At 56.8% G+C, this 24,163-nt stretch carries 23 protein-coding genes; 18 read left to right on the top strand and 5 right to left on the bottom strand.

Annotated features, from left to right (window positions below):
* The first annotated feature begins 117 nt into the window (after positions 1-117).
* The 9 genes from BM205_RS10165 to BM205_RS10125 all read left to right on the top strand — a co-directional run bounded on the left by BM205_RS10165 (position 118) and on the right by BM205_RS10125 (position 8,735).
* The gene (locus BM205_RS10165) at positions 118-1,143 is read left to right on the top strand and encodes a patatin-like phospholipase family protein (RefSeq protein WP_092414497.1); all 1,026 of its coding nucleotides are present in this window, start codon (positions 118-120) and stop codon (positions 1,141-1,143) included.
* A 52-nt stretch (positions 1,144-1,195) separates the two neighbouring features.
* A complete protein-coding gene (locus tag BM205_RS10160) occupies positions 1,196-2,098 on the top strand; it encodes an alpha/beta fold hydrolase (protein WP_092414385.1) in 903 nt (300 codons plus the stop codon).
* A gap of 316 nt (positions 2,099-2,414) precedes the next feature.
* The gene (locus BM205_RS10155; protein WP_092414384.1) at positions 2,415-3,245 is read left to right on the top strand and encodes a 3',5'-nucleoside bisphosphate phosphatase; all 831 of its coding nucleotides are present in this window, start codon (positions 2,415-2,417) and stop codon (positions 3,243-3,245) included.
* A 233-nt stretch (positions 3,246-3,478) separates the two neighbouring features.
* Positions 3,479-3,979 (top strand): hypothetical protein, encoded by a 501-nt coding sequence (locus BM205_RS10150; protein WP_092414496.1) that lies wholly within the window; start codon positions 3,479-3,481, stop codon positions 3,977-3,979.
* A gap of 111 nt (positions 3,980-4,090) precedes the next feature.
* The gene (locus tag BM205_RS10145; RefSeq protein ID WP_092414383.1) at positions 4,091-5,278 is read left to right on the top strand and encodes a cytochrome c oxidase subunit II; all 1,188 of its coding nucleotides are present in this window, start codon (positions 4,091-4,093) and stop codon (positions 5,276-5,278) included.
* Between the two features lie 18 nt (positions 5,279-5,296).
* Positions 5,297-7,048 carry a cytochrome c oxidase subunit I gene (gene ctaD, locus BM205_RS10140; protein WP_092414382.1) on the top strand — a complete coding sequence of 584 codons (1,752 nt, stop codon included), beginning with the start codon at positions 5,297-5,299 and terminating at the stop codon, positions 7,046-7,048.
* Between the two features lie 5 nt (positions 7,049-7,053).
* Positions 7,054-7,695, top strand: a complete 642-nt coding sequence (locus BM205_RS10135) for a cytochrome c oxidase subunit 3 (protein ID WP_092414495.1) — start codon at positions 7,054-7,056, stop codon at positions 7,693-7,695.
* A 24-nt stretch (positions 7,696-7,719) separates the two neighbouring features.
* Positions 7,720-8,412: a heme-copper oxidase subunit III family protein gene (locus BM205_RS10130; protein ID WP_092414381.1), complete on the top strand. Its 693-nt coding sequence runs from the start codon at positions 7,720-7,722 to the stop codon at positions 8,410-8,412.
* Between the two features lie 8 nt (positions 8,413-8,420).
* Positions 8,421-8,735, top strand: a complete 315-nt coding sequence (locus tag BM205_RS10125) for a cytochrome C oxidase subunit IV family protein (RefSeq protein WP_092414380.1) — start codon at positions 8,421-8,423, stop codon at positions 8,733-8,735.
* A 25-nt stretch (positions 8,736-8,760) separates the two neighbouring features.
* On the opposite strand, the gene BM205_RS10120 is transcribed toward BM205_RS10125, so the two are convergent.
* Positions 8,761-9,900, bottom strand: coding sequence for an SLC13 family permease (locus BM205_RS10120; RefSeq protein ID WP_092414379.1), 1,140 nt, complete (start codon positions 9,898-9,900; stop codon positions 8,761-8,763).
* A 176-nt stretch (positions 9,901-10,076) separates the two neighbouring features.
* Here BM205_RS10120 and htpX point away from each other — a divergent pair, with 176 nt between their 5' ends.
* The 8 genes from htpX to BM205_RS10080 all read left to right on the top strand — a co-directional run bounded on the left by htpX (position 10,077) and on the right by BM205_RS10080 (position 17,493).
* Positions 10,077-10,961, top strand: a complete 885-nt coding sequence (gene htpX / locus BM205_RS10115) for a protease HtpX (protein WP_092414378.1) — start codon at positions 10,077-10,079, stop codon at positions 10,959-10,961.
* Between the two features lie 76 nt (positions 10,962-11,037).
* Positions 11,038-11,661: an L-threonylcarbamoyladenylate synthase gene (locus tag BM205_RS10110; protein ID WP_092414377.1), complete on the top strand. Its 624-nt coding sequence runs from the start codon at positions 11,038-11,040 to the stop codon at positions 11,659-11,661.
* 158 nt (positions 11,662-11,819) lie between these two features.
* The gene (locus tag BM205_RS10105; RefSeq protein WP_092414376.1) at positions 11,820-12,485 is read left to right on the top strand and encodes a site-2 protease family protein; all 666 of its coding nucleotides are present in this window, start codon (positions 11,820-11,822) and stop codon (positions 12,483-12,485) included.
* 37 nt (positions 12,486-12,522) lie between these two features.
* Positions 12,523-13,725, top strand: coding sequence for a tryptophan--tRNA ligase (locus BM205_RS10100; protein ID WP_092414375.1), 1,203 nt, complete (start codon positions 12,523-12,525; stop codon positions 13,723-13,725).
* A gap of 71 nt (positions 13,726-13,796) precedes the next feature.
* A complete protein-coding gene (locus tag BM205_RS10095) occupies positions 13,797-14,384 on the top strand; it encodes a class I SAM-dependent methyltransferase (RefSeq protein ID WP_092414374.1) in 588 nt (195 codons plus the stop codon).
* Positions 14,385-14,524: 140 nt separating this feature from the next.
* Positions 14,525-15,403 carry a 4-hydroxy-tetrahydrodipicolinate synthase gene (dapA, locus tag BM205_RS10090; protein ID WP_092414373.1) on the top strand — a complete coding sequence of 293 codons (879 nt, stop codon included), beginning with the start codon at positions 14,525-14,527 and terminating at the stop codon, positions 15,401-15,403.
* A 58-nt stretch (positions 15,404-15,461) separates the two neighbouring features.
* The gene (gene bamC / locus BM205_RS10085; protein ID WP_092414372.1) at positions 15,462-16,637 is read left to right on the top strand and encodes an outer membrane protein assembly factor BamC; all 1,176 of its coding nucleotides are present in this window, start codon (positions 15,462-15,464) and stop codon (positions 16,635-16,637) included.
* Between the two features lie 79 nt (positions 16,638-16,716).
* Positions 16,717-17,493, top strand: a complete 777-nt coding sequence (locus BM205_RS10080) for an MBL fold metallo-hydrolase (protein ID WP_092414371.1) — start codon at positions 16,717-16,719, stop codon at positions 17,491-17,493.
* 52 nt (positions 17,494-17,545) lie between these two features.
* Here the strand turns inward: BM205_RS10080 and BM205_RS10075 are convergent, their stop codons facing one another.
* Together BM205_RS10075 and BM205_RS10070 are read right to left on the bottom strand one after the other, a co-directional pair.
* On the bottom strand, positions 17,546-17,854 hold the full coding sequence (locus BM205_RS10075; protein WP_175511231.1) for a hypothetical protein: 309 nt from the start codon (positions 17,852-17,854) through the stop codon (positions 17,546-17,548).
* A gap of 696 nt (positions 17,855-18,550) precedes the next feature.
* Positions 18,551-19,672, bottom strand: a complete 1,122-nt coding sequence (locus BM205_RS10070; RefSeq protein ID WP_092414369.1) for a cupin domain-containing protein — start codon at positions 19,670-19,672, stop codon at positions 18,551-18,553.
* Positions 19,673-19,777: 105 nt separating this feature from the next.
* Between BM205_RS10070 and BM205_RS10065 the strand changes: the two genes are divergently transcribed.
* A complete protein-coding gene (locus BM205_RS10065) occupies positions 19,778-20,320 on the top strand; it encodes an FKBP-type peptidyl-prolyl cis-trans isomerase (RefSeq protein ID WP_092414494.1) in 543 nt (180 codons plus the stop codon).
* A 137-nt stretch (positions 20,321-20,457) separates the two neighbouring features.
* On the opposite strand, the gene BM205_RS10060 is transcribed toward BM205_RS10065, so the two are convergent.
* Together BM205_RS10060 and mutS are read right to left on the bottom strand one after the other, a co-directional pair.
* The gene (locus tag BM205_RS10060; RefSeq protein ID WP_092414368.1) at positions 20,458-21,426 is read right to left on the bottom strand and encodes a hypothetical protein; all 969 of its coding nucleotides are present in this window, start codon (positions 21,424-21,426) and stop codon (positions 20,458-20,460) included.
* Positions 21,426-24,062, bottom strand: coding sequence for a DNA mismatch repair protein MutS (gene mutS, locus BM205_RS10055; RefSeq protein WP_092414367.1), 2,637 nt, complete (start codon positions 24,060-24,062; stop codon positions 21,426-21,428). Before mutS ends, BM205_RS10060 begins: the two co-directional genes overlap by 1 nt.
* Between the last annotated feature and the right edge of the window lie 101 nt (positions 24,063-24,163).

The following is a 24,163-nucleotide window of genomic DNA, read 5'->3' as shown; positions in this document are numbered from 1 at the left end:
TCGGGCTAAAGATTGGTAAATTAGGGGAAAAGAAGCGTATGGCTGCACCTGGTCATCAGCTTAGAATGCGGAGACAGATCTGATTTCAACCGATAGCAATCTTCAGGGATGATTCTCATGCAAAACAAGATAATGACTTTGGCATTGCAGGGCGGCGGTTCTCACGGCGCGTTTACCTGGGGCGCCCTGGATCGCCTGCTGGAAGATCCCAGGATCGAGATCGAGGGCATCAGCGGCGCCAGCGCCGGCGCCATGAACGCGGTGGCGCTGAGTTACGGCCTGGCTATCGGCGGTCGTGATGGCGCGCGGCAGGCGCTGGCGGATTTCTGGGATAGCGTCAGTACCAGGGATCTTTACAGTTTCATGCGGCCGGACGCACTGAGCGAGGCCGGGATCGCCGCGCAGGCGACCTCATCAGCGTTGCTGAAACACATGTTTTCGGTGACCAGGATGTTCTCACCGTATCAACTCAACCCGTTTGATCTGAATCCTTTGCGCGATATCCTTAGCAAGCAGATTGATTTCGAGCGTTTGCGTGCAGAGGGTAAAGTCAAGCTGTTCATCGCCGCAACCCAGGTCAGCACCGGCCGCTTACGCATATTTCGGAATAGCGATCTGACGCAAGATGCTTTGCTGGCATCGGCCTGCCTGCCATCGATGCACCACGCGGTCGAGATCGACGGCGAGGCTTATTGGGATGGCGGCCTGACGGCTAATCCGCCGATCTTTCCTCTGCTGCATTTGTGTAATTCGCCCGATATCCTGGCGGTGTTGCTGCATCCTTTCCGCCGTCCGCTGACGCCCACCGGCACCGACGAAATCGGCCAGCGCTTGAGCGAGATCAGTTTCAGCTCCACTTTTTTTACCGAGCTGGGCGGGCTGGCGTTGGCCAAGCGTGAAACCGAGGCTGATCCGGAGGCGCGTGGCAAAATGCATGAGCGGCTCAAGGAATTACGCATCCATGTGATCGATTCGGACGCCCTGATGAGCCAGCTGAGCGTCGCCAGCAAGCTCAATACCAAAGCATCTTTCATCCACGCCTTGCGCGATGCTGGCCGCACACGCGCGGAACACTGGCTGACGGAGAAGTTTTCCGGCGCCGACCTGCAATCCAATTTCAATCTCGAGCAGTTTTTAGCTTAATTTATTGCTTAGTTCTTTGCTTAAATTTCCAGGTTAGTGTGCACACATGCAAATGAAAGTATCCCGTTCTGAATTCCTTCCGCTGCGCGGTCAGCGTTATCACATACGTCATTGGGGCCGCGCCGGCGCTCCGAAAATTTTCATGATGCATGGCTGGATGGACGTATCTGCCTCATTTCAATTCGTGGTCGATTGCCTGCAGCACGACTGGCATGTGATCGCGCCGGACTGGCGCGGCTTTGGCCTGACCGAGGGACCGCCGGTGGACAGTTACTGGTTTCCCGATTACCTGGCCGACCTCGATATCATCTTGCAGCATTATTCAGCCGATGCGCCGGTCAATTTGCTCGGGCACAGCATGGGTGGCTACGCGGTAGGGCTGTATGCGGGCACCCGGCCGCAACGGATCAAGGCGCTGATCAACCTGGAGGGATTCGGCGGCGAACATCTGCCGGCCGAGCTGGCGCCAAAGCGTTACGCCAAATGGCTGGATCAACTGGCCGAAGCGGCTGCCTTGCAGAGTTATCCGGACCTGGCCGCAGTGGCAGCGCGCTTGCAGAAAACCAATCCGCGTTTAAGCGATCAGCGCGCGGCATTCCTGGCCGCGAACTGGTCGCGCCAGAATGATTTGGGACGATGGGAAATCCTGGCCGATCCCGCTCATAAAATCATCAATCCGGTGCTGCCGAGAGTGGAGGAAATGCTGGCCTGCTGGCGCGCCACCACGGCGCCGGTGCTATGTGTCGAGGCGGAACATACCAATATGTGGCAATGGATGGGAGGCAAGGAAGTAATGCGCGACCAGATCGACAGCCGTATCGCCCAGCTGCCGCACGCCAAGAGCGCGGTCATCGCGGATGCCGGGCACATGCTGCATCATGACCAGCCGCAGGCGCTGGCGGGTTTGATTGAACAGTTCCTGCTAGAGACGTCTGAGCACAATCGGCCTGACTGACTGTATTTTTGCGGTGGCAATCAAGCTACGCAGAAACAGCATGATCAGTTTGCCGGCAGGGGCGGGATGGACTGCCGCGCGTTGCAATCCAAGTTCATGGGCCAGGGCCATGAACCCGGTCGCCAGCCAATTCGGCAGTCTTGCGGGGCTTGCCGATTGAGGATGACAGCTTGAAGCATCGCTGAGCGGAAGATCAGATGGCAAACTGGCGTGTGGATTAGTATCCTGATGGCAAGTAAATGTGCGCTCGCAGCATGCGCATCCCAAGGAGCGTACAATTGCAGCATGACTGCTGCCTTCCCTGTACGGACTATTGATGTTGAACGTTGACCTCCATTGCCATTCCAATGTTTCCGACGGCACTTTGGCGCCGAAGGAAGTGGCTGCGCGCGCCAAGGCGAATGGCGTCGATATCTGGGCGCTGACCGATCATGATGAAGTAGGCGGCATCAGCGAAGCACGGGCGGCAGCGGCGGCACTTGATTTGCAGTATGTGGCCGGGGTCGAGATCTCTATTACCTGGGCTTGCCAGACTATCCACATCGTCGGTTTGCAGATCGATGAAACCAATCCTGAACTGGTGCAAGGGCTGATCGCAACCCGCGGCGGACGTGAACGGCGCGCGCATGAAATGGCGGCGCAACTGGCGACGGTGGGAATTCCCGATGCCTTCGAAGGCGCTTTGAAACATGTCGGCAATCCCGATCTGATATCGCGTACCCATTTTGCCCGTTATCTGGTGGAAATCGGCCGTTGCGCCGATACCAGTGAAGTATTCCGTAATTTCCTGACCGAGGGCAATCCCGGTTATGTACCGCATCGCTGGGCTTCGCTGGAACAGGCAGTGCGCTGGATTCGCGGCGCCGGCGGCGTGGCGGTAGTGGCGCATCCGGGGCGTTATAAATTGAGCGACCTGGCTTTCGACGCCTTCTTCAGCGAGTTCAAGCAACTCGGCGGCGCTGCGATCGAGGTCATGACCGGTAGCCATACGCCAGACCAATACGCTTATTACGCCAAGGTCGCCGCCAACTATGGTTTCCTGGCCTCGCGCGGCTCCGATTTCCATAGTCCGGCGGAGTCGCGGGTTGATCTTGGCGCCTTGCCGCCTTTGCCTGACAGCGTCACACCGGTCTGGCACAACTGGTAATTCCGTAATCGGGAATTCTGTAATTCCGCAAGCATGACAACTTCCTCTGTTTCTCTCGATTGCTCCTGCATCGGCAGTGTCGCCTGCTGCGTCGCAGCATAGTTACTCCCTTTGCATGTCTATGATTCTGTACTACTCTGAAGGAGAGCCTGCAGCTGTGAGTATTGCAGCAAGGTCTTGCCATGTCCGCAACGACGGAGTGGTTGTTGGTTATTGCCTTTCTGGAGGTCATCATGGAACTTCACATGCATTCGCATCACATGGAGAATCGCTTGCCAGACTGGCCAGCTGCAGCTGTCTCCGGTTTTGCCGCCGGTGCGGTTGTGATGGTGCTGGAATTGCTTTGGTCAACTCTGTTCATGGATACCAGCCCCTGGATCACCTCGCGCATGGTTGCCGCCATCGTCCTCGGACCGGATACGATGCAGGCAGGCACTTTCAGTGTCGGCGTGGTAGCGGTGGCCCTTGCCACCCACTATGTGCTGGGCATCGTTTTAGGCCTGATTCTGGCCACCATCATTGCTCCTTTCCACTTTGACTCCAGCGTCGGCATGATCTTGCTGACCGGCGCTGTGTTCGGCCTGGTCGTCTACCTGTTCAATTTTTACGGCATGGCCCGCTTCTTCTCGTGGTTTGCTGAGATGCGCGGCTGGGCGACCGTGGTTGCCCATTTGATTTTCGGTATGACGGCGGCAATCATTTACTGGAAGCTGGAACGGCCGATAGGGCAATAAGGACGCAATAACAACGCAATAAAGGCGAAGGCCGGGTTGTTGTGAACCGACACGGATCAGGGCTATGGCTCTGGTCCGCGGATCGGCATATTTGTCAGAGATAGGATAGCTATGGCCATGGCTGTTGTACTCGTCTTGATGGTGGTCGCCTCGCTGCTGTTTCATTTTCTCAGCCCGTGGTGGTTAACTCCGCTGGCATCGAACTGGCGGCAAATGGACGATACACTGACCATTACGCTGGTCATCACCGCTATTTTCTTCGTCGTTATCAATCTTTTCATTGTCTACACGCTGCTGCGCTTTCGTCATCGCGAAGGGCGTCGCGCGGCCTATCAGCCAGACAACAAGAAACTCGAACGCTGGCTGATTATTGCCACCAGCATCGCCATCATGGGCTTGCTGGCGCCTGGCCTGTTTGTCTACGCGGCTTACGTCACGGTGCCGGCGAATGCGCGGGATGTCGAGGTCATCGGCCAGCAATGGCAATGGCGCTTTCGCTATCCGGGCGCCAGCGGCAAGCTGGGACGTTCCAGCGTCGACCTGATCAGCGCCGCCAATCCGTTCGGACTGGATCCAGCCGATCCCGGCGGCCAGGATAATGTGCTGGTCAATAACAACGAACTCCATCTGCAAATCAACCAGCCGGTCAGGATGCTGTTGCGGTCGCTGGATACGCTGCACGATTTTTACGTGCCGCCGTTCCGTGCTCGCATGAACATGGTGCCGGGCATGGTGACTTCATTCTGGTTCACGCCGGACAAGATCGGCCGCTACGAAGTCTTGTGCGCCCAACTGTGCGGCGTCGGCCATGCGGGCATGCGCGGTTACGTCGTGGTCGAGGATGCAGCAAGTTTTCAGAAATGGATGAAAGCGCAACCGACGTTCGCCCAGACCATGGCGGCGCCTGCTCCGGTGGCGCAGGCGGTAGCTGCAGCGGGCGCCGTCACTGCAGCTCCAGCTGGCGATGCGCTGGTCGCGCAGGGCAAGGCGCTGGCTGAATCTAAAGCCTGTGTTGCCTGCCATACGGTGGATGGCAGCCCGCGCGTCGGTCCGACCTGGAAGGGTTTGTTCGGTAAAACCGAAACCATGGAGAACGGCGCCACCGCATTGGTGGATGAAGCTTACCTGAAGAATTTCATCCGCAATCCGCAGGCGCGCGTGGTCAAGGGCTTTGCACCGATGATGCCGAAAATCGAGATAAGCGATGCCGAGCTGGAGGCGCTGGTAGCTTACATCAAATCTTTCGGTACGCCGCCCGCAGCCCAGTCTACGCAGCAGGCACAAAAATCCGCTCCATAACGTCAATCGAGGAACGCCATGGCCTACACCGACGACAGCGCGCACCATGCACCGCAAGGCTTCTTCCGGAAATACGTCTGGAGCCAGGATCACAAGGTGATTGCGATCCAGTACGCCAGCGTCGCCATCCTGGCCGGCCTGGTGGGCGTGGGGCTGTCGAACCTGATGCGTTTGCAACTGGGTTTCCCCGGAAAATTCGCTTTTATCGATGCCCCGCATTACTACCAGTTCATGACCATGCACGGCATGATCATGGTGATCTACCTGCTCACCGCGCTGTTTCTTGGCGGTTTCGGCAACTACCTGATTCCGTTGATGGTGGGTGCGCGCGACATGGCTTTTCCTTACCTGAATATGTTGAGTTTCTGGGTTTACCTGGTCTCTGTGATTGTGCTGATGAGCAGTTTTTTCGTGCCGGGCGGGCCCACCGGCGCCGGCTGGACCTTGTATCCGCCGCAGGCGATCCTGCCGGGCACGCCCGGTTATGAGTGGGGCATCATCCTGATGCTGGTATCGCTGCTGATCTTTATCGTCGCTGCCACCATGGGTGGCTTGAATTACGTCACCACCGTGCTGCAGTTGCGTACCGAGGGCATGACCTTGCTGCGCATGCCGCTCACCGTATGGGGGATTTTCGTTGCGACCATCCTGGCGCTGCTGGCTTTCCCGGCGTTGTTCGTCAGCGGCATCATGATGCTGCTGGATCGGACGCTGGGCACCAGCTTCTTCATGCCGGCGCTGGTGTCGATGGGGCAGGTCACCGCTTACAAAGGCGGCAGTCCCTTGCTGTTCCAGCACTTGTTCTGGTTTTTCGGTCATCCCGAGGTGTATATCGTAGCCTTGCCGGCGTTCGGCATCGTGTCGGACCTGATCAGCGTGCATGCGCGCAAAAGCATCTTCGGTTACCGCACCATGGTGTGGGCGATTCTGGCGATCGGGGTGCTGAGCGTGGTGGTGTGGGCGCACCATATGTTCGTCAGCGGCATGAATCCGTACTTCGGTTTCTTTTTTGCCACCACCACGCTGATCATTGCAGTGCCCACCGCGATCAAGGTTTACAACTGGGTTCTGACGCTGTGGAATGGCGATATCCACCTGACGGTGCCGATGTTGTTTGCGCTGGCTTTCATCAGTACCTTTCTGATCGGCGGCCTGACCGGACTGTTTCTCGGTAATGTGAGCGTCGATATCCCGCTCTCGAATACCTATTTCGTGGTGGCGCATTTCCACATGGTGATGGGCGTGTCGCCCTTGCTGGTGATTTTTGGCGGGATTTACCACTGGTATCCGAAGGTAAGCGGCCGCATGCTGAACGAGCGGTTGGGCAGGCTGCATTTCTGGGTCACTTTCCTCGGCACCTATGCGATCTTCTTTCCCATGCATTATCTCGGAATTCTTGGCATGCCGCGCCGTTACTACGTCTTCGATGGCTATAAATTCATTCCCGATTCGGCGCAATCGCTGAACACCTTCATCACCGTAGTTGCCTTGGTGGTGGCGACGGCACAACTCTTGTTTATCTTTAATCTGATCTGGAGTGTCTTTCGCGGCAAGCCGGCCTCGCCGAATCCATGGCGTGCGGCGTCGCTGGAATGGCAGACCCCGGACACTCCGCCTACCCATGGCAACTGGGGGCCTCAGCTGCCGGTGGTTTATCGCGGCGCATACGCCTACAGCGTGCCGGGCGCGCCACAAGATTTCATTGCGCAAAATGCGCCACCGGTAGCGGGAGATGCCGAATCGCGCATCGCTAAGGAGGCATTGGCATGATTGACATGACTCACGCCGCTATTTTGAAGCCGCCGGCGGGCGGTTACCTGCAGCCAGGATACGGCCTTGCGGGCAATCAGCGTAGCGACGCTGTCAGTGTCGCCCTGTGGTTGTTCATGGGCGTCGCGACCGCACTGTTCCTGCTATTCCTGGCAGCGTACGTGATGCGGATGGACGCCAATGACTGGTCACCGCTGGCGATGCCGTGGCAGCTTTGGCTCAGTACTTCCATGCTGGTGCTGTCCAGCGTTTTGTTGCATTTTGCCGCGGTCGCTGCGCGCGCATTGCAAGTGAAACGCACGCGTACTTTGCTGATCGCCGCGGGTGTCTGCGGTTTTACGTTCCTGTGCGTGCAATGGTGGGGCTGGCAAGTTCTGATGAGTATGCATGTGACGGCCAGCGGTAATCCAGCCGCCAGTTTTTTCTATCTGCTGACAGCCATGCATGGACTCCATGTGGCTGGCGGACTGGTGGCCTGGGGGCTTACCGCGAATACTGCGTGGCGGCCAGACCGGCGCCGCCTTGCCTGGCGCGTTCGGCTATGCGAGCGTTACTGGCATTTCCTGCTGGCGGTCTGGGTTGTGTTGTTTGCTGCGCTGGGCTGGCTGACGCCGGAGTTGGTACGGCTGGTTTGCGGCACGCGTTGACGGCGCTGCGATAAAGGAGGATGTATGAGCATGACAACCGCGCCATCACCTGCAACAGCGCCTGTCCCTGGCCGCTGGCGGCAACTGGTGGCAGACTGGTCTTCGGACCGGCAGGCGTTCCAGGTATCGTGGGGCAAGGCCATGATGTGGATCTTCCTGCTGTCCGATACGTTCATCTTCAGCTGCTTCCTGATCGGCTACATGACGGTGCGCATCTCCAGCACCATTCCCTGGCCCAATCCGAGTCTGGTGTTCGGCCTGAAGATCGGCTCTACCGAGGTGCCGCTCTTGCTGATCGCCATCATGACCTTCGTGCTTATCAGCAGCAGCGGCACGATGGCGATGGCAGTAAATTTCGCCTATCGCCGCGAACGCGTAAAGGCGGCCATCCTGATGCTTGCCACCGCCGGTTTCGGCGTGTGTTTTGTCAGCATGCAGATGTTCGAATGGAGTAAGTTGATTTTGCAGGAAGGCGTGCGTCCGTGGGGCAATCCGATGGGCGCGCCGCAATTCGGCTCGACCTTTTTCATGATCACCGGTTTCCACGGTTTGCACGTGACCGCGGGTGTGATCTACCTGATTACGGTGGCTGTGCGGTTGCTGAAGGGCCGCTACGAAAAGAGCGGGAATTACCAGATTGTCGAAATCGCCGGTTTGTACTGGCACTTTGTCGATCTGGTCTGGGTTTTCATTTTTGCCTTGTTCTATCTCTGGTAGGTGCGCTCATGACTTCCGCCACAGGACAACAACATCCGATCAGCCTGTATCTCAAGATATGGGGCCTGCTGTTCGTGCTCAGCACGCTTTCCTATCTGGTCGACTACTTCAATTTTCACAGTTACCTGCGCTGGACCCTGATCCTGGTCTTGATGCTGATGAAGGCGGGACTGATCGTCGCCTTCTTCATGCATATGGCCTGGGAGCGCCTGGCGCTGGTTATAGCGATCTTGCTGCCGCCCGGGTGTTTGCTGGTGCTGGTGGGCTTGATGGCGACTGAAGCCGATTACACGTTCCTCACCAGGCTTTTATTCTTCCGTTGACGGCTACGGGAGCAGAGACCGGAATTTAAGCCAGCAACAGCCAGGCAATCAGCGCCGACAACACCAGGAAGGGAAAGGAATACAGGTGGAAGCGCAGCCACAGGTGCCGTTCCGGCGCCATGCGCAGCGCGATGATATTGGCCAGCGAACCGATCGCCAGGCCGAAACCGCCGGCGTTGACGCCGTAAGCAATCACCTTGTACGCATCGGAATAGTTGACCAGCAGGATAGTCGCCGGAACATTGCTGATGACCTGTGATCCGAGCAAAGCCGTCATAAATAGCTCAAGCCGGGAAAATTGCGGAATCGCCGCCACCCAGTCCTGGATGAAATGCAACTGCGTCAGCAAGCGGATGTCGATGAACATCAGGATAAACACCAGGAGCAGGCTCCAGTCGACTTTGGCGATGATTTCCCTACAGAATAATAACGCCGCAGCCGCCACGCCAAGCAAGCCCCAGCCGGGATGCCCCAGTTCCACCGACGCCACGAAGGCCAGGTAGAGCAGCCCGCAAGTCCGCAGCAAGCCGACCCGATAAGAGGCCGGATTGTCTTCCAGTTCAACGTGTATGGTTTGTTTGGGGAAGCAAAACCAGGTCGCTAGCAGTAATAGCAAAAAAATCGCTACGGCCAACGGCGCCATTTGCCAGGTGAAGCTGGCAAAGGACAGATGCGAGCGTTGCCACAGCAGGATGTTTTGCGGATTGCCGATCGGCGTCAGCAATGAGCCGGCATTCACCGCCAATGCTTCAAAGATGACCAGGCGGCCGATCGGCAAGCCGCTGATGCTACCGAGGCCGACGGTCAGGGGCACCATGATGAACAACGCGATGTCGTTGGTCAGCACGGTTGACAGCAGGGCCGACGCCGACACCAGGAAGATGGCCAGCACGCGTTCCTGCTGCAGCCGGTTGATGATGGTCCGCCCCAGGTGTTCCAGGTAGCCGCTGACTTCGATGCCTGTGGTCAGCAGCAGCATGCCGGCCAGTGTCGCGATGGTGTTCCAGTCGACCCAGGTCCGGTATTCCGTGAATGGTTGCGGTGAAAGGATGGACAGAATGATGGCGGCGATCAGCAACAGGTGCATCAGGCGATCGCGTAGAAACGGTCGGCTGATTTGACGGATGAAGGAGGGGCGGGTGGCTGGTTCAGTGATTTCAAGCATGCAAGTTTCTTAGGGGATGAGTGAAGCGATTGTTTGTTGTTTAAATATTATTTAAATGTGCTGTTTTGACAGGCCGCCAGTCTGGCATAATTGCCCCCTCAACCTTCGCAGCTCTTGAAATTTGCGTCGGCGACCTTATTTTAAAGACACTTCTTTCCCATTCCGGAGTTTTCTACATGAAACGTATTTTCTTGTTCCTCGCTACCAATATCGCTGTGATGCTGGTGATGAGCGTCGTTTTGTCGTTGCTTGGCGTGGACCGTTTCCTGACACGCGCCGGTCTTAACCTGCCGATGCTGGCGGTGTTTTCACTGGTGGTCGGTTTCACCGGTTCGATTTTCTCACTGCTGATCAGCAAGCAGATGGCGAAATGGTCGACTGGCGCCCGCATCATTACCACACCGTCCAATTCGACCGAGCTGTGGCTGGTGGATACAGTGACCAAACTGGCGCAACGTGCCGGCATCGGCATGCCAGAGGTAGCAGTGTATCAGGGTGATCCGAACGCGTTTGCCACCGGTGCTTTCAAGAATTCGGCGCTGGTCGCGGTTTCCACCGGTTTGCTGGAAAGTATGACCAAAGAGGAAGTCGAAGCGGTATTGGGCCACGAGATCGCCCACATCGCCAATGGCGACATGGTGACCATGACCTTGATCCAGGGCGTGGTGAATACTTTTGTGGTGTTCCTGTCGCGCGTCATCGGTTATGCTGTCGATCGCGCTTTGTCGCGTGGCAATAATGATGGTCCTGGCATCGGCTACATGGCGACTGTACTGGTATCGCAGATCGTGCTGGGGATAGGCGCATCGATGATCGTCGCGTGGTTTTCGCGTCATCGCGAGTTCCGTGCAGATGCAGGTTCCGCCAAATTGCTGGGGAGCGCTTTGCCGATGCAACGTGCGCTGGCAAGGCTGGGCGGGGTTGCGCCGGCGACACTGCCAGAGTCGATGGCAGCGCTGGGCATCAACGACAAGCCGGGTTTCATGGCGCTGTTTTCCAGCCATCCGCCGATAGAACAACGTATTGCAGCGTTGCGCGATCCACAAGCGACAGCCTTGTAATTTTCTATAGTACGCAAGGCGGCGCTAGTCTCAAGGCTAGCGCCGCTTTTCATTTTTAGATTTAAAATAGCGAGCCATGAGCCAGTTTTTCCAAATTCATCCAGACAATCCGCAGCTGCGGCTGATCAAGCAGGCGGTGCAAATCATCCAGGCCGGCGGTATCGTCGCGTTGCCGACGGATTGCTGCTATGCGCTGGTCTGCCAGCTGGACAACAAGGATGCAGTCGAGCGCGTCCGGCGTATCCGCGGTGTCGACGACAAGCATCATCTGACCATGCTGTGCCGCGACCTGAGCGAGATTTCGCTGTACGCCAAGGTAGATAATCGCCAGTTCCGCCAGCTGAAAAGCGCAACGCCGGGCGCTTATACCTTCATCCTGGAAGCGACCAAAGAGGTGCCGCGGCGCCTGAGCCATCCGGCGCGCAAGACTATCGGCCTGCGTGTGCCGCAGCACAGTATCGTGAGTGCGGTGCTGGAAGAGCTCGGACAGCCGTTGATCGGCACCACGTTGATTTTGCCGGGTGAAGAACATGCCTTGACCGATCCGGAAGAAGTGCGCGATCAACTGCAAAAGCAAATCGAACTGGTGATTGATGGCGGCGCCTGCAGCCTGGAACCGACCACGGTGATCGACCTGACCGGCGACGAACCGGAACTGATACGCCAAGGACGTGGCGATGCCGGTTTGTTTGGTTTGTGATGGTTGGATGATTAGCGTGAGGTAAGGGCACTGTTCCCGATATTCGATACGTTGCCCTTATTGTCTTTTTGAAACTTCCCCGCCCGATACAGCCAGCTTGCGGCTCTTTTGTCGCCAGCTTCATCGTGCCTTAGCGCCCCTCTGATAGAATCCCGCCCATGAATGATCTTATCCAAACCGTCGCAGTGTATGCCTTGCCCGTGCTGTTCGCGATTACGCTGCACGAAGCCGCACATGCCTACGCCGCCAAGTATTTCGGTGACTCCACCGCCTACATGATGGGCCGCATGAGCCTCAATCCGATCAAGCACGTCGATCCGTTCGGCACCATCCTGATCCCGATATTGCTGTATTTCTCTACCGGCGGCGCCTTCCTGTTCGGCTATGCCAAGCCGGTACCTATCAATTTCGGCCAATTGCGCAAGCCCAAGCGCGACATGGCCTGGGTCGCGCTGGCGGGGCCGGCAGCGAACTTCGTGATGGCGCTGATCTGGCTGCTGGTGCTGATCGGGTTGAAGGTGTCTGGTCAGCAGGGCGAGCAAGATTTCTTTGTCTTGATGGCCCGCGCCGGCATCCTGACCAACCTCGTGATGTTCGCCTTCAACCTGTTTCCGATCCCGCCGTTGGACGGCGGCCGCATCCTGACCAGTTTGCTGCCGAATAAATACGCCTACAAATTCGCACAGATCGAGCCGTATGGTTTCTTCATCGTGATGGCGCTGGTGCTGCTGAAAGTATTGTATTTCTGGATGACGCCGGTCATGACGATTGCCAGTAGCGCATTGCAATTGATCGTGTCGCCGCTGCTATTCTTGTTAAACTGAATTTGATCCCATTTTATTCTGACCGCTCACACTAACTATGTACCCTGACCGTGTTGTCTCTGGTATGCGCCCGACCGGCGCTTTGCATCTTGGCCATTATCACGGCGCTTTGAAAAACTGGGTGAGGCTGCAATCCGAGCTGCCTTGCCTGTTTTTTGTCGCCGACTGGCATGCATTGACCACCCATTACGACGATCCCAGCCAGATCGAAACCAGTACCTGGGATATGTTGATCGACTGGCTGGCGGCTGGGGTCGATCCCTCGCAAGCCACGCTGTTCATTCAATCCAGGGTGCCGGAGCACGCTGAACTGCATTTGCTGCTGTCCATGGCGACGCCGCTGGGCTGGCTGGAGCGGGTGCCGACCTACAAGGATCAACAGGAAAAGCTCGCCGACCGCGATCTGGCGACCTACGGTTTCCTCGGCTATCCGCTGCTGCAGGCCGCCGACGTGCTGATTTATCGCGCCAGCCAGGTGCCGGTGGGTGACGACCAGGTGCCGCACATTGAAATGATGCGCGAAATCGCGCGTCGTTTTAACCATCTGTACGGTAAGGAAAAGGGCTTTGAAGAAAAGGCTCAGGAAGCCGTCAAGAAGCTGGGCAGCAAGCGCGCCAAGCTCTACAACGAACTGCGTACTGAATTCCAGCAGGAGGGCAGCGAAGACGCGCTAGGCCAGGCCAAGGCCATGCTGGACGACGCCCAGAACCTGTCGATGATAGATCGTGAGCGCCTGTTCGGTTTCCTGGAGGGTAGCCGCAAGCTGATTCTGACCGAGCCGCAAGCGCTGCTGACTGAATCTTCGCGTTTGCCGGGGCTGGACGGCCAGAAGATGTCGAAGAGTTATGGCAATGCCATCGCCTTGCGCGAAGACAAGGACGTGGTTACCAAAAAAATCCGCACCATGCCGACCGACCCGGCGCGGGTGCGCCGCACCGATCCCGGCGATCCGGATAAATGCCCGGTATGGCAATTCCATGTGGTGTATACCGACGATGCAACCCGGGAATGGGTCACCAAGGGCTGCCGTAGCGCGGGCATTGGTTGCCTCGAATGCAAGCAACCGGTGATCGATGCCATCATCAAGGAACAAGAGCCGATGCACGAACGCGCGCAGCAGTATCTTGACGATCCGTCACTGGTGCGGGCGATTGTGGCAGACGGTTGCGATCATGCGCGCAAGCTGGCGCAGGATACGATGCGCGATGTGCGCGAGGCGATGGGCTTGAGTTATAGCTAAGGCTCTCATGGCTGAAATCGGAATATCCGCTCTTAAGCCAATCCTTTATTGTTAATTCATTAAATATAAACGTGGCGATAAATTCAATCTCGCCCTGGGTCGGCCGCTTCGGCGGCTTGATACCAGATGGCACAGTGCTCGACCTCGCTTGCGGCAATGGCCGCCATGCGCTGTGGCTGGCGCACCGAGGCCTGCAGGTGCTGGCGGTTGACCGCAATCCGGGGTTGCTGGCCGAGATCGACGCTGCCGGCATGACCGATATCGCTACGCAGCAGATCGAGCTGGAAGCCGGCCCCTCGGATGCACTTGCAGCATTGTTCCAGTCCCATCGGTTCAGCGCCGTGGTAGTGACGAACTACCTGCACCGCCCCTTGTTTCCCGCGATATTGGACAGCGTGGCAAAGCAGGGTGTTCTGCTCTATGAAACATTTGCCGTCGGTAATGAGCAATTTGGCAAGCCGTCGAATCCCGATTTTTTACTGCAGCCCGGCGAATTGTCAGCCTTGCTGGCGGCCGATACTGCCGGCAACTGGCGTGTGGTGGCCTTTGAGGATGGCTTTGTAGATGGGTCGAAACCGGCTATGGTGCAGCGGATTTGCGCCATCAAGTGTGCCACTGAGCAAGGCGGTGATGCCGCTTTAAGCTTGCGTATCGCGTAAACGGTTCGTTCCAGGGCGCGAGCGGCTTATGCGGTATTTCCGTAGGACAATTGTATTTGTAAGCTGATTTACAAGTTGAAATAACCCATAGCCACGGCGATCCGCTACAATCAGTCTTTTATTTTTTCGCATTCACGATCATGATCAAGGGCAGCATTGTTGCAATCGTTACTCCTATGCACACCGACGGCAGTCTCGACCTGCCAGGTTTGCGAAAGCTGATTGACTGGCACATCGCCGAAGGAACCGACGCTATCGTCATCGTCGGTACTTCAGGCGAGTCACCGACGGTCACGGTGGAAGAGCACTGTGCCCTGATCAAGCTGGCGGTCGACCATGCGGCCAAACGGATTCCGATCATTGCCGGCAGCGGTGGCAATTCCACTGCAGAAGCGATCCAGTTGACCCGTTTCGCCAAGGAAGCCGGCGCCGATGCATCGCTGCAGGTTGTGCCTTACTACAACCGGCCGACGCAAGAAGGCATGTACCAGCATTTCAAGAAAATCGCCGAGTCGGTCGATTTGCCGGTCATTTTGTACAATGTCCCTGGCCGTACCGTGGCAGACATGAGCAACGAGACCATCCTGCGCCTGGCGCAAGTGCCTGGCATTATCGGCGTCAAGGATGCAACCGGTAATATCGGCCGCGGTTCGGATCTGATCCGCCTGGCGCCGGCTGATTTTGCCGTCTATTCCGGCGACGACGCGACTGCAATGGCGCTGATGTTCTGCGGCGGCAAGGGTAATATTTCGGTCACCGCCAACGTCGCGCCGCGCGATATGCACTTGCTGTGCGTCGCTGCGATGAACGGAAATGTTGCTGAAGCTGTCAAACTGAACAACAAGCTTTTGCCGTTGCATAATAAATTGTTTGTTGAGCCGAATCCTTTGCCCGTGAAATGGGCGCTCACAGAGATGGGCATGATGTCTGACGGTATCCGTTTGCCATTGGTGCCGCTGGCCGCCGAGTTTCATGCAACGGTGCGGGCGGCACTGCGTGAATCGGGTGTACTAAAATAAGCTGCGCTGACAGGCGTTTTCCCTAGAACTTCTCTCGTCTTTTTGATCCTGTATCCACATGACTATTCGCAAGAACATTTCATCGACTCAAATCAGTCTCACACAACGTAGCGCTGTCATCGCCTTGGCGCTAGCCGGTCTGGCAGGATGCTCGTCGATCAGTTCGGTGCTCGAGCCGGATCGCATTGATTATAAAAGCGCAGGCAAGGTGACGGCGCCAAAGCTGGATGTGCCTCCTGACCTGACCCAGTTGCAGCGCGAAAATCGTTATGCGATTCCTGAGGCGAATGCAGGCACTGCGACTGCTTCCGGCTATAACCTGGATCAGAGCGTACGTCCGGCTGCTGCTGTCTCGACGGTTGCGCCTAACGCTACCCCTGACATGCACATCGAGCGCGATGGTTCGCAGCGCTGGCTGGTGGTCAATGCCAGTCCGGAAAGCCTGTGGCCTAAGGTCAAGGATTTTTGGCAGGATTCTGGCTTCCTGATCAATATCGAAAATTCGGAAACCGGCGTGATGGAAACCGACTGGGCTGAAAACCGTGCCAAGATTCCGCAGGATTTCGTTCGCAATACGCTCGGCAAGGTATTCGATTCGCTGTATTCGACCGGTGAGCGCGACAAGTTCCGCACCCGCCTGGAACGCGGCCCTAACGGTACTACCGAGATTTACATCAGCCAGCGCGGCGCGGAAGAAGTATTGTCCGGCGCGCAAAAGGAATCGAGCATCTGGACCGCACGTCCTTCGGATCCGCAACTGGAAGCTGAATTCCTGTCGCGCCTGATGGTGCGTCTGGGCAGCGACGAAGTGAAGGCTAAGGCTGCAGTTGCCAATGCGCCATCGTTGCAAGCACGTTCCAAGCTGGTGAAGAACGCTGCCGGCGATTACGTACAGGTCGATGAAGGTTTCGACCGCGCATGGCGCCGTGTCGGCCTGGCGCTGGACCGTGTCGGCTTCACGGTGGAAGATCGCGACCGTACCCAAGGTACCTATTTCGTGCGCTACGTCGATCAGGATGCCGATGCCAAGGACAAGAAATCGGACAAGGGTTTCTTCGCCAAGATTTTCAGCAGCTCGGATAGCGACAAGGCAAAAAATGCGGCTAGTTACCGTATTCTGGTCAAGGGCTCTGATGCCGGCAGCCAGGTTGCCGTGTTGAACAAGGATGGCAAGCCTGAACTGTCGAAAACTTCCGACAAGATCCTGGTTTTGCTGAACGAGCAGCTGAAGTAAGCTGGCCGTCAGTCGTAAAAATGCAATGCGACGCCATGGTTAACGCTACCAGGAAGCTACCAGGAACCAGGAACTACTCTTGAAATTCGCAAGTCTGGGTAGTGGTAGCGAAGGCAACGCATTGCTGATTTCAGCAACATCAGGCAGCACGACCACAAACGTGATGCTTGATTGCGGCTTTGGCATTCGGGAAACCGAACGCCGCCTGGCCCGCCTGGGTCTGGATGGCGCCGCACTCTCCGCAATTATCGTCACCCACGAGCACCAGGATCATATCGGCGGCGTTTTCAAATTCGCCCGTCGTCATCGCTTGCCGGTGTGGCTCACCTATGGTACCTATCAAGCCGTGCGCCAGGACAGCGCCGCCGACGTCGCGGTCAGTTTTTGCCGCGACGGCGACAGCTTCGCCATCGGCGATCTTCAATTAATTCCCTATACGGTTCCGCACGATGCGCGCGAGCCGGTGCAATACGTGGCAACCGACGGCGATCAACGGCTCGGCGTGCTGACCGACGCCGGCAAGCTCACCGAACATCTGGTGCAAGTCCTCGGCGGTAGCGATGCGCTGGTGCTGGAATGTAATCACGATCGGCAGATGCTCAGCGATTCGGCATATCCGCCATCGCTCAAGCGTCGTATCGGCGGCCAGTACGGTCATTTATCGAATGATGTCGCGCGTGAAATCCTGGCAGCACTGGATCAGTCGCGCTTGCGCAAGGTGGTCGGTGCGCACCTGAGCGCGCGTAACAATTTACCGGAGTTGGCGTACGCGGCGCTGTGTGGTGCACGTCACAGCGAATTGGTGGAAGTGACAATCGCGTGCCAGGAAGAGGGCTTCGACTGGATCGAGATGTAAGGTGGTGCGGGATGTGTCATGCGTGATGTGCGACGCTTGAAGTTTGAAGCGGTCAACTACGGCGAGGCGCGGATTCGATCTTCATCCGAAATTCCGGATAATAAAAAAGCCGACCCGGGGGTCGGCTTTTTTTAAGCAACCAATGATTACTTGGAAGCAGCAGGAGCGGCAGCAGCTTTAGCAGCGTCAGCAGCAGCGTCAACAGCTGTGTGAGCAGCATCAGCAGCAGCGGAGCCAGCAGCAGCAGCGGCGGAGCCGGCAGCAGTTGCAGCGTCAGCAGCAGCGGAACCAGCGGCAGTTGCAGCAGCAGCAGCGTCGGAAGCAGCGGATGCAGCAGCGTCAGCAGCAGCAGGAGCAGCAACAGATGCAGCAGGAGCAGCGTCAGCAGCAGGAGCTTCGTCTTTTTTGCCGCAAGCAGCCAGAGTCAGAGCCAACAGGGATGCGATCAACAGTGTTTTTTTCATGAATGTTCCTTCAGTAGTAATCAAAATTTTTGCGATGAATAATTACCGGTAATTATCGCTCTACAGGACGTTTTCGCAGTGCTTTGCCAAGACTGCGCATCGCGATGCAACAAAAACTTTCCAGCTCAGAATTATAGCTGGAATTTGTTAAATATGACATTAACGGTTTGCTATTTGGTAAGAATTTGTATCAACGCAACAGCGATTTCAGATGTGCTGGTAACCGCTTCTATTTCGTCGGCGGGTGCGATTTGCTGCGCTCGTTCAAATTGCGGCCGAAAGTACATTCGCCGGCGTTGCATGGCTACTCTCGGTAGATATTTTGAGATACATACATTTGGCGGCTAATTTGTTAAATAATGCTACTTGCAGATAATGCTTATGCAAGTCGGATTAAGTAATTCAGCTAATCCAGTATTTGTTTTATTGTTAATGACATTAAAATAACGTCTTATTCAAAATATTATGTATTCTATTTCGGGATTAAGGAGAGTATTTTTAATCCCGTATGCCTATTAAAACATCAGCCATAATAAACATCAGCCATAAAATACTGTCCCTTATTGTTTTATGGCTGATGGGTCGGGCGCAGTTCAGCCTAGTGTAATCCAGCCATCTTCATACCAGGTGTAGAGCGCCTCAAGCACGTCGGTGGAGACTTTTGCGGCGGCTTCGCTGTCGAGCCTGCGCTGGTCTGCCAGCAGCGTCAATGATATTTTATCGGCACGTCCGGCGGCGAATGACTCGCCATTGATAAATACATGCTTGCCGCGATACAGCATCTGGGTTTTGCGCGATAGCGCCACGCCACGTTTGTTTAATGCAGCGGTAAAGCGCGCTAGCGTCAGAGGTCGTGCCGGTGATTCGAAAAATACGCTGGCTTTCGGTTCGGATAAATATTCGCCGACGAAAATGGCAATGTCGTCCTCGGTGAAACGGACTTTATTGAGTTCGTCCGAGATCTGCGACAACATGCCGGCGCCGATTTCTGCCGGATGCTTGCTGGGTTCCAGGTCGGGATCCGTGTAGCGCCCCGGCAGGTCGATGGAATCAGCCATGAACTGCAGGAATGCTTCGCCCAGCTCTTGAAATGGCGGGGCGCGGAAGCCGATCGAATAAGTCATGCATTCGCCGATTGCGGTGCCGTCATGGGCGTACTGTGGCGGCAGGTAGAGCATGTCGCCAGGTTCCAGGATGAATTCTTGCTCGGGCTTGAAATTCTTGAGTATCTTCAGCGCACTGCCTTCTACCAGGGTAAGGTCTTGGGTAGCGCCTATTTTCCAGCGCCGCTGGCCGTGAGCCTGCAACAAAAACACATCGTAAGAATCGAAATGCGGACCGACGCCGCCGGTATCGGTGGCATAGCTGATCATCAGGTCGTCCAGCCGGGCATCGGGAATGAAGCGGAACTGGCGCAACAGGGCATCCGCACCGTCGTCATGCAGGTTGACGCCCTGTACCAGCAGGGTCCAGTCCTTTTGGTCGGTACCGGGCAAATCGGTGGCAGGACCGTTGGTTACTTGCCATTGTTTCTTGAAGTGCGTCACCAGGCGTGATTCGACGTCGTCCCGCTGTGCCAGTTCAAACAGGGCTTCAGGCGACAGCAGGGGCTTGAAGCCGGGCAGGGCTTGACGAATCAGCAGGGGTTTTTTATGCCAGTAATCGCGTAAGAATTGTGCGGGGGACAGGCCGCCCAGGAGTGTGGAATTTTTCATTTCGTCATTATATCGGGTTGTCTGCCGCAAAATTAGGCCCTGCTCACGAATTGGCGTGTAATCAGCAGGTATAATCCCAACGCATGTTAAATGAAAGGAATGATCATGAAGATTGCCAAAAATACGGTAGTGACTGTGCGCTACAAATTGTCAGATGCCCAAGGCAATCTGATCGAAGAAAGCAGCGAACCGATGGTGTATTTGCACGGCGGTTACGAAAACACGTTGCCGAAAATCGAAGAAGCACTGGATGGCAAGGAAGTCGGCTATCAAACCGAGCTGCAGGTCGAGCCGGATGACGCGTTTGGCGAGTACGACTCGAATCTGGTCAAGATAGAGCCGCGCAATCGCTTGCCGACACCGCTGGAAGTCGGCATGCAATTTGAGGGCACGCCAGACAACGAGGATGAAGAAGAGCAGGCATTGATTTTCACGGTGACTGACATTGCCGACGACAAGGTTGTGCTCGACGGTAATCACCCGCTGGCCGGGATTGCCCTGCGTTTCGATCTGAGCGTGACGGAAGTCCGCGCCGCATCGGAAGAAGAAATCGCCCATCAACACGTTCACGGCGCCCACGGTCATCATCACGACGATCAGGACGACGATGGTGCGGACGACCATTTCCGCAGTCATCCTATCCACTAATTCATTAGTGTTGTGCGCCGGAGTAATCAGGACGGTGCAATGAAAAAGCCGCAGATCATCATGCTCTGCGGCTTTTTGTTTTCAGGTGGCCCTGGCCCCGGTCTCACTCCCTATCTCATGGCATTACTGCGGTAGAGCTATCGTCGCGAGAGTGTCTGCGAATCGGCAGGCTTGCCAATTTCGAACAGCTTAGGATTGGCCGGGTTCACGGTTATCTTCAGCCATCCACCCGGGATTTCCAGATCCCCAAGATTGCGCTGCCACTCAATGCTCGCGGGGTGTGGCGTACTGCTGCCATGTGGCCCGTGAATGACCAGCACCTTGCCTTCAAAATGCGCTGCGTGAGAACTGATCTTTTGACGGATCTCGGCAAACCCGTCACGCTTGACATTAAAGTCGAAGACGCGGTGGCGCTGGATAGCCAACGGATCGCCATCGCAAAACAAGACAACCGCATCGGACTTCTTTTGCGATGCATTCAGGAAAATGCGTTGCAGCCATTCCCGGTTGGCGATTTGCCGGTCCTCGAATTCGCTGTTGCGGCCGCCTTCTGGCAGATAGTGATTGTTGGTGGCCGGCAGGTTGATCGTGGCAAATACCACATTGCCGATTTCCCAGCGCGCATTCTCTACGTAGCTGCGAAATTTGGGTGAGGTCGATTGCCTGATCAGCGGAATCTTGCTGTCGCCAAAAGAAAATTCATCAGAAAAGAACAAGTCGCGGATCCGGCTCAGGCGTTCTATCGCGGCGGAACGGTCGGCAGAGGTTTTGCATGCAACCCAGTCGCTGGCCGATAAAGATACGATCAAACCGTTTTTTGCGCTGTTCAATAATGCCTTGCGACGGCCGTACAACTTGTCGGTACAAGGTTCGCTGCCGGCCTTGATACCGTTTGCCACGACGAAGGCAAGATTATCGGCATCGGTTTCGCTGATGGCGTCGTGTAACGGGGTTTCATCCGCGCCGCTGCGAAAGACGTGTGCGATTACGCCAAAACTGAAACTGGTGGTTTCAGCCTGCGCCGCGCCGCAGCCTGCCATCAGCGCCAGCGTCAGCAATAACGCTGGCCGAAGAAGTGGCAATTTGCGGAGGGCGAAGGCGTTCATCAGGCTTTTTGCGTCGCAGTGAGGTGCTTAAGGCGATATAGCTGCTCCAACGCTTCACGCGGGGTCAATGCGTCGGGATCGATGCTATCCAGGGCAATCATCAACTCGCTATCCAATGTCCGGTTATCGCTGTCGGCATCCATATTGGCGACTTGCGCGAACAGATCGAATTGCGGCGTCGGCTGCATAGATTGCGATTCCAGCAAAGCCAGGTGCTTGCGGGCGGCGCGGATAACCGGCGGTGGTACGCCGGCCAGCTGCGCTACCTGCAAGCCGTAACTCTGGGATGCCGGACCGGCTTGCACGGCATGCAGGAAGACGATGCTGTCTTTATGCTCGACGGCGGACAAATGCACATTGGCCGCCGACGGGTGCGCATCAGGCAATTGGGTCAGCTCGAAATAGTGCGTCGCAAACAGGGTGAAGCTGCGAGTGGCGTCGATCAGGTGGCGGGCGATTGCCCATGCCAGCGCCAGGCCGTCGAAGGTGGACGTGCCGCGGCCCACTTCATCCATCAGCACCAGCGAGTTTTCGCTGGCGCCGTTGAGGATGGCAGCCGATTCGGTCATTTCAACCATGAAGGTGGAGCGGCCGCCGGCCAGGTCGTCGGCGGCGCCGATACGGGTGAAGATACGGTCGATCGGACCCAGGACTGCGCTGTCGGCCGGTACGTAACTGCCGACGTAAGCCAGCAGGGTGATCAGCGCCACCTGGCGCATGAATGTCGATTTACCGCCCATGTTGGGGCCGGTGATCAGCAACAGCTTGCGTTCTGTGGATAGCTGGCAGTCGTTGGCGATGAAGCGTTCAATCTGTTTTTCGACTACCGGATGGCGTCCCTGCACGATCTGGATCGACGGTTCTGTCACCAGTTGCGGCACGCACCAGTCGTGGCGTGCGGCGTGATCGGCCAGGGCCACCAGCGTGTCGAGTTGCGCCAGCGCGTGGGCGATGTTTTGCAAGGTGCCGATATGCGGCGCCAGATCTTGCAATATCTGTTCGTACAGCGCTTTCTCGCGTATCAGCGCGCGTTCTTGCGCTGACAAAGCCTTGTCTTCGAACGCTTTCAATTCCGGCGTGATGTAGCGCTCGGCATTCTTCAAGGTCTGGCGCCGGCGGTAATCATCCGGCACCTTGGTGGTCTGGCCATGCGTGACTTCGATGTAGAAACCATGCACCTTGTTATATTCGACGCGGAGGTTGGCAATCCCGGTGCGCGCCCGTTCGCGAGTTTCGAGGTCGACCAGGAACTGGCCGGCGTTTTCCGAAAGCCCGCGCAATTCGTCCAGTTCAGCATCGAAACCGGTGGCGATGACGCCGCCATCGCGCACCATGGTCGATGGCTCGGTGGCGATCGCGCTTTGCAGCAACTGCAGGCAATCGACCGGGGTTTCCAGCGCAAATTGCAGTTCCTGCAGCAGCGGCGCCTGGTTGTCGTTGCCACACATGGCGATGTCGGCGCGGAGGGAATCCAGTTGCAGCAAACCGTCGCGCAAACCAGCCAGGTCGCGTGGCCGCGCCGACAGCAGGGCGATGCGGGTGGTGATGCGTTCGATATCCGGTACCGCGCTCAGCGTGCTCGAAATGGCGTTGCCGGTATCGGCTGCAATCAAGGCGCCGATCGCCGCGTGGCGGCCGCGCGCAACGGTTTGATCGCGCTTGGCATGGTGCAGCCAATGGCGCAGCAAGCGCGATCCCATCGCGGTGCGGCAGTGATCCAGCAGTGAAAACAGGGTAGGCGCGCCCGATGACGCATCCTGACCGCGTATGGTTTCGGTGAGTTCCAGGTTGCGGCGGGTGGCGGCGTCGAGGCCGATGAATTCGTTTTCGGTTTCAACCGTGAGCGTGCGCACATGCTGCAAGCCCTTCCCCTGGGTCGACTGGGCGTAGCGCAGCAGGCCGCCGGCAGCGCCGATAGCAGCGCTCAAGCCTTCGGCGCCGAAACCGCCCAGGTTGCTGACCGCGAGCTGATCCAGCAGGGATTTCAGGCCGTGGGCAATGTCGAAATGCCATTCCGGCACGGTGGTGGTCTTGTCGACCACGTTGCTGGCCAACATGGCCTCCACCATATCGGCGACCAGAATCTCGGCCGGTGCGATTCGTTCCAGTTCCTGCTTCAGCAGGGTATCCAGCGTCTCCGGATCGCAAGCGAATTCCATCATCTTCAACGCGCCGCTGGCCATCGATAGCCATGCCAGGCCAACCTTCATCACCTTGCGTTGCTGGGTAACGTATAACGCCAGCAAAGGCTGGTCCGATTTTTCCGGCAGCAAGTTGGAGTCGGTCAAGGTGCCGGGTGTAATCACGCGCAGCACTTTTCTGTCGACCGGCCCCTTGCTGGTGGCCGGGTCGCCGATTTGTTCACATAACGCCACCGATTCACCCAGCTTGATCAGCTTGGCCAGATATTGATCGGCAGAGTGGAACGGTACGCCGCACATCTTGATTGGCGCATTGTTATAGGTACCGCGTGCGGTCAGCGTGATGCCCAGCAGGCGCGCGGCTTTTTCCGCGTCCTCGAAAAACAGTTCGTAAAAATCTCCCATCCGGTAAAACACGAGCGTGTCCGGATAGTCGGCCTTGATGCCGAGATATTGCTGCATGCCAGGTGAAACTTTTTGTGCCGCTACCGTCATCGGGCGGCCCGTTGTTGTTGAAAATTTGATTGCATTAAATGGGTTCTTTCTCAGGCGTCGAATGGCGCCTGATCTGGAGGGCCTGTTAGTCCTAATTAGCA

Origin of the sequence: Collimonas sp. OK307, from assembly GCF_900113705.1 — a bacterium.
GTDB lineage: Bacteria > Pseudomonadota > Gammaproteobacteria > Burkholderiales > Burkholderiaceae_D > Collimonas.
The sequence above is the reverse complement of the archived record's forward strand: the minus strand, read 5'-3'. Positions and strand labels throughout refer to the sequence as shown.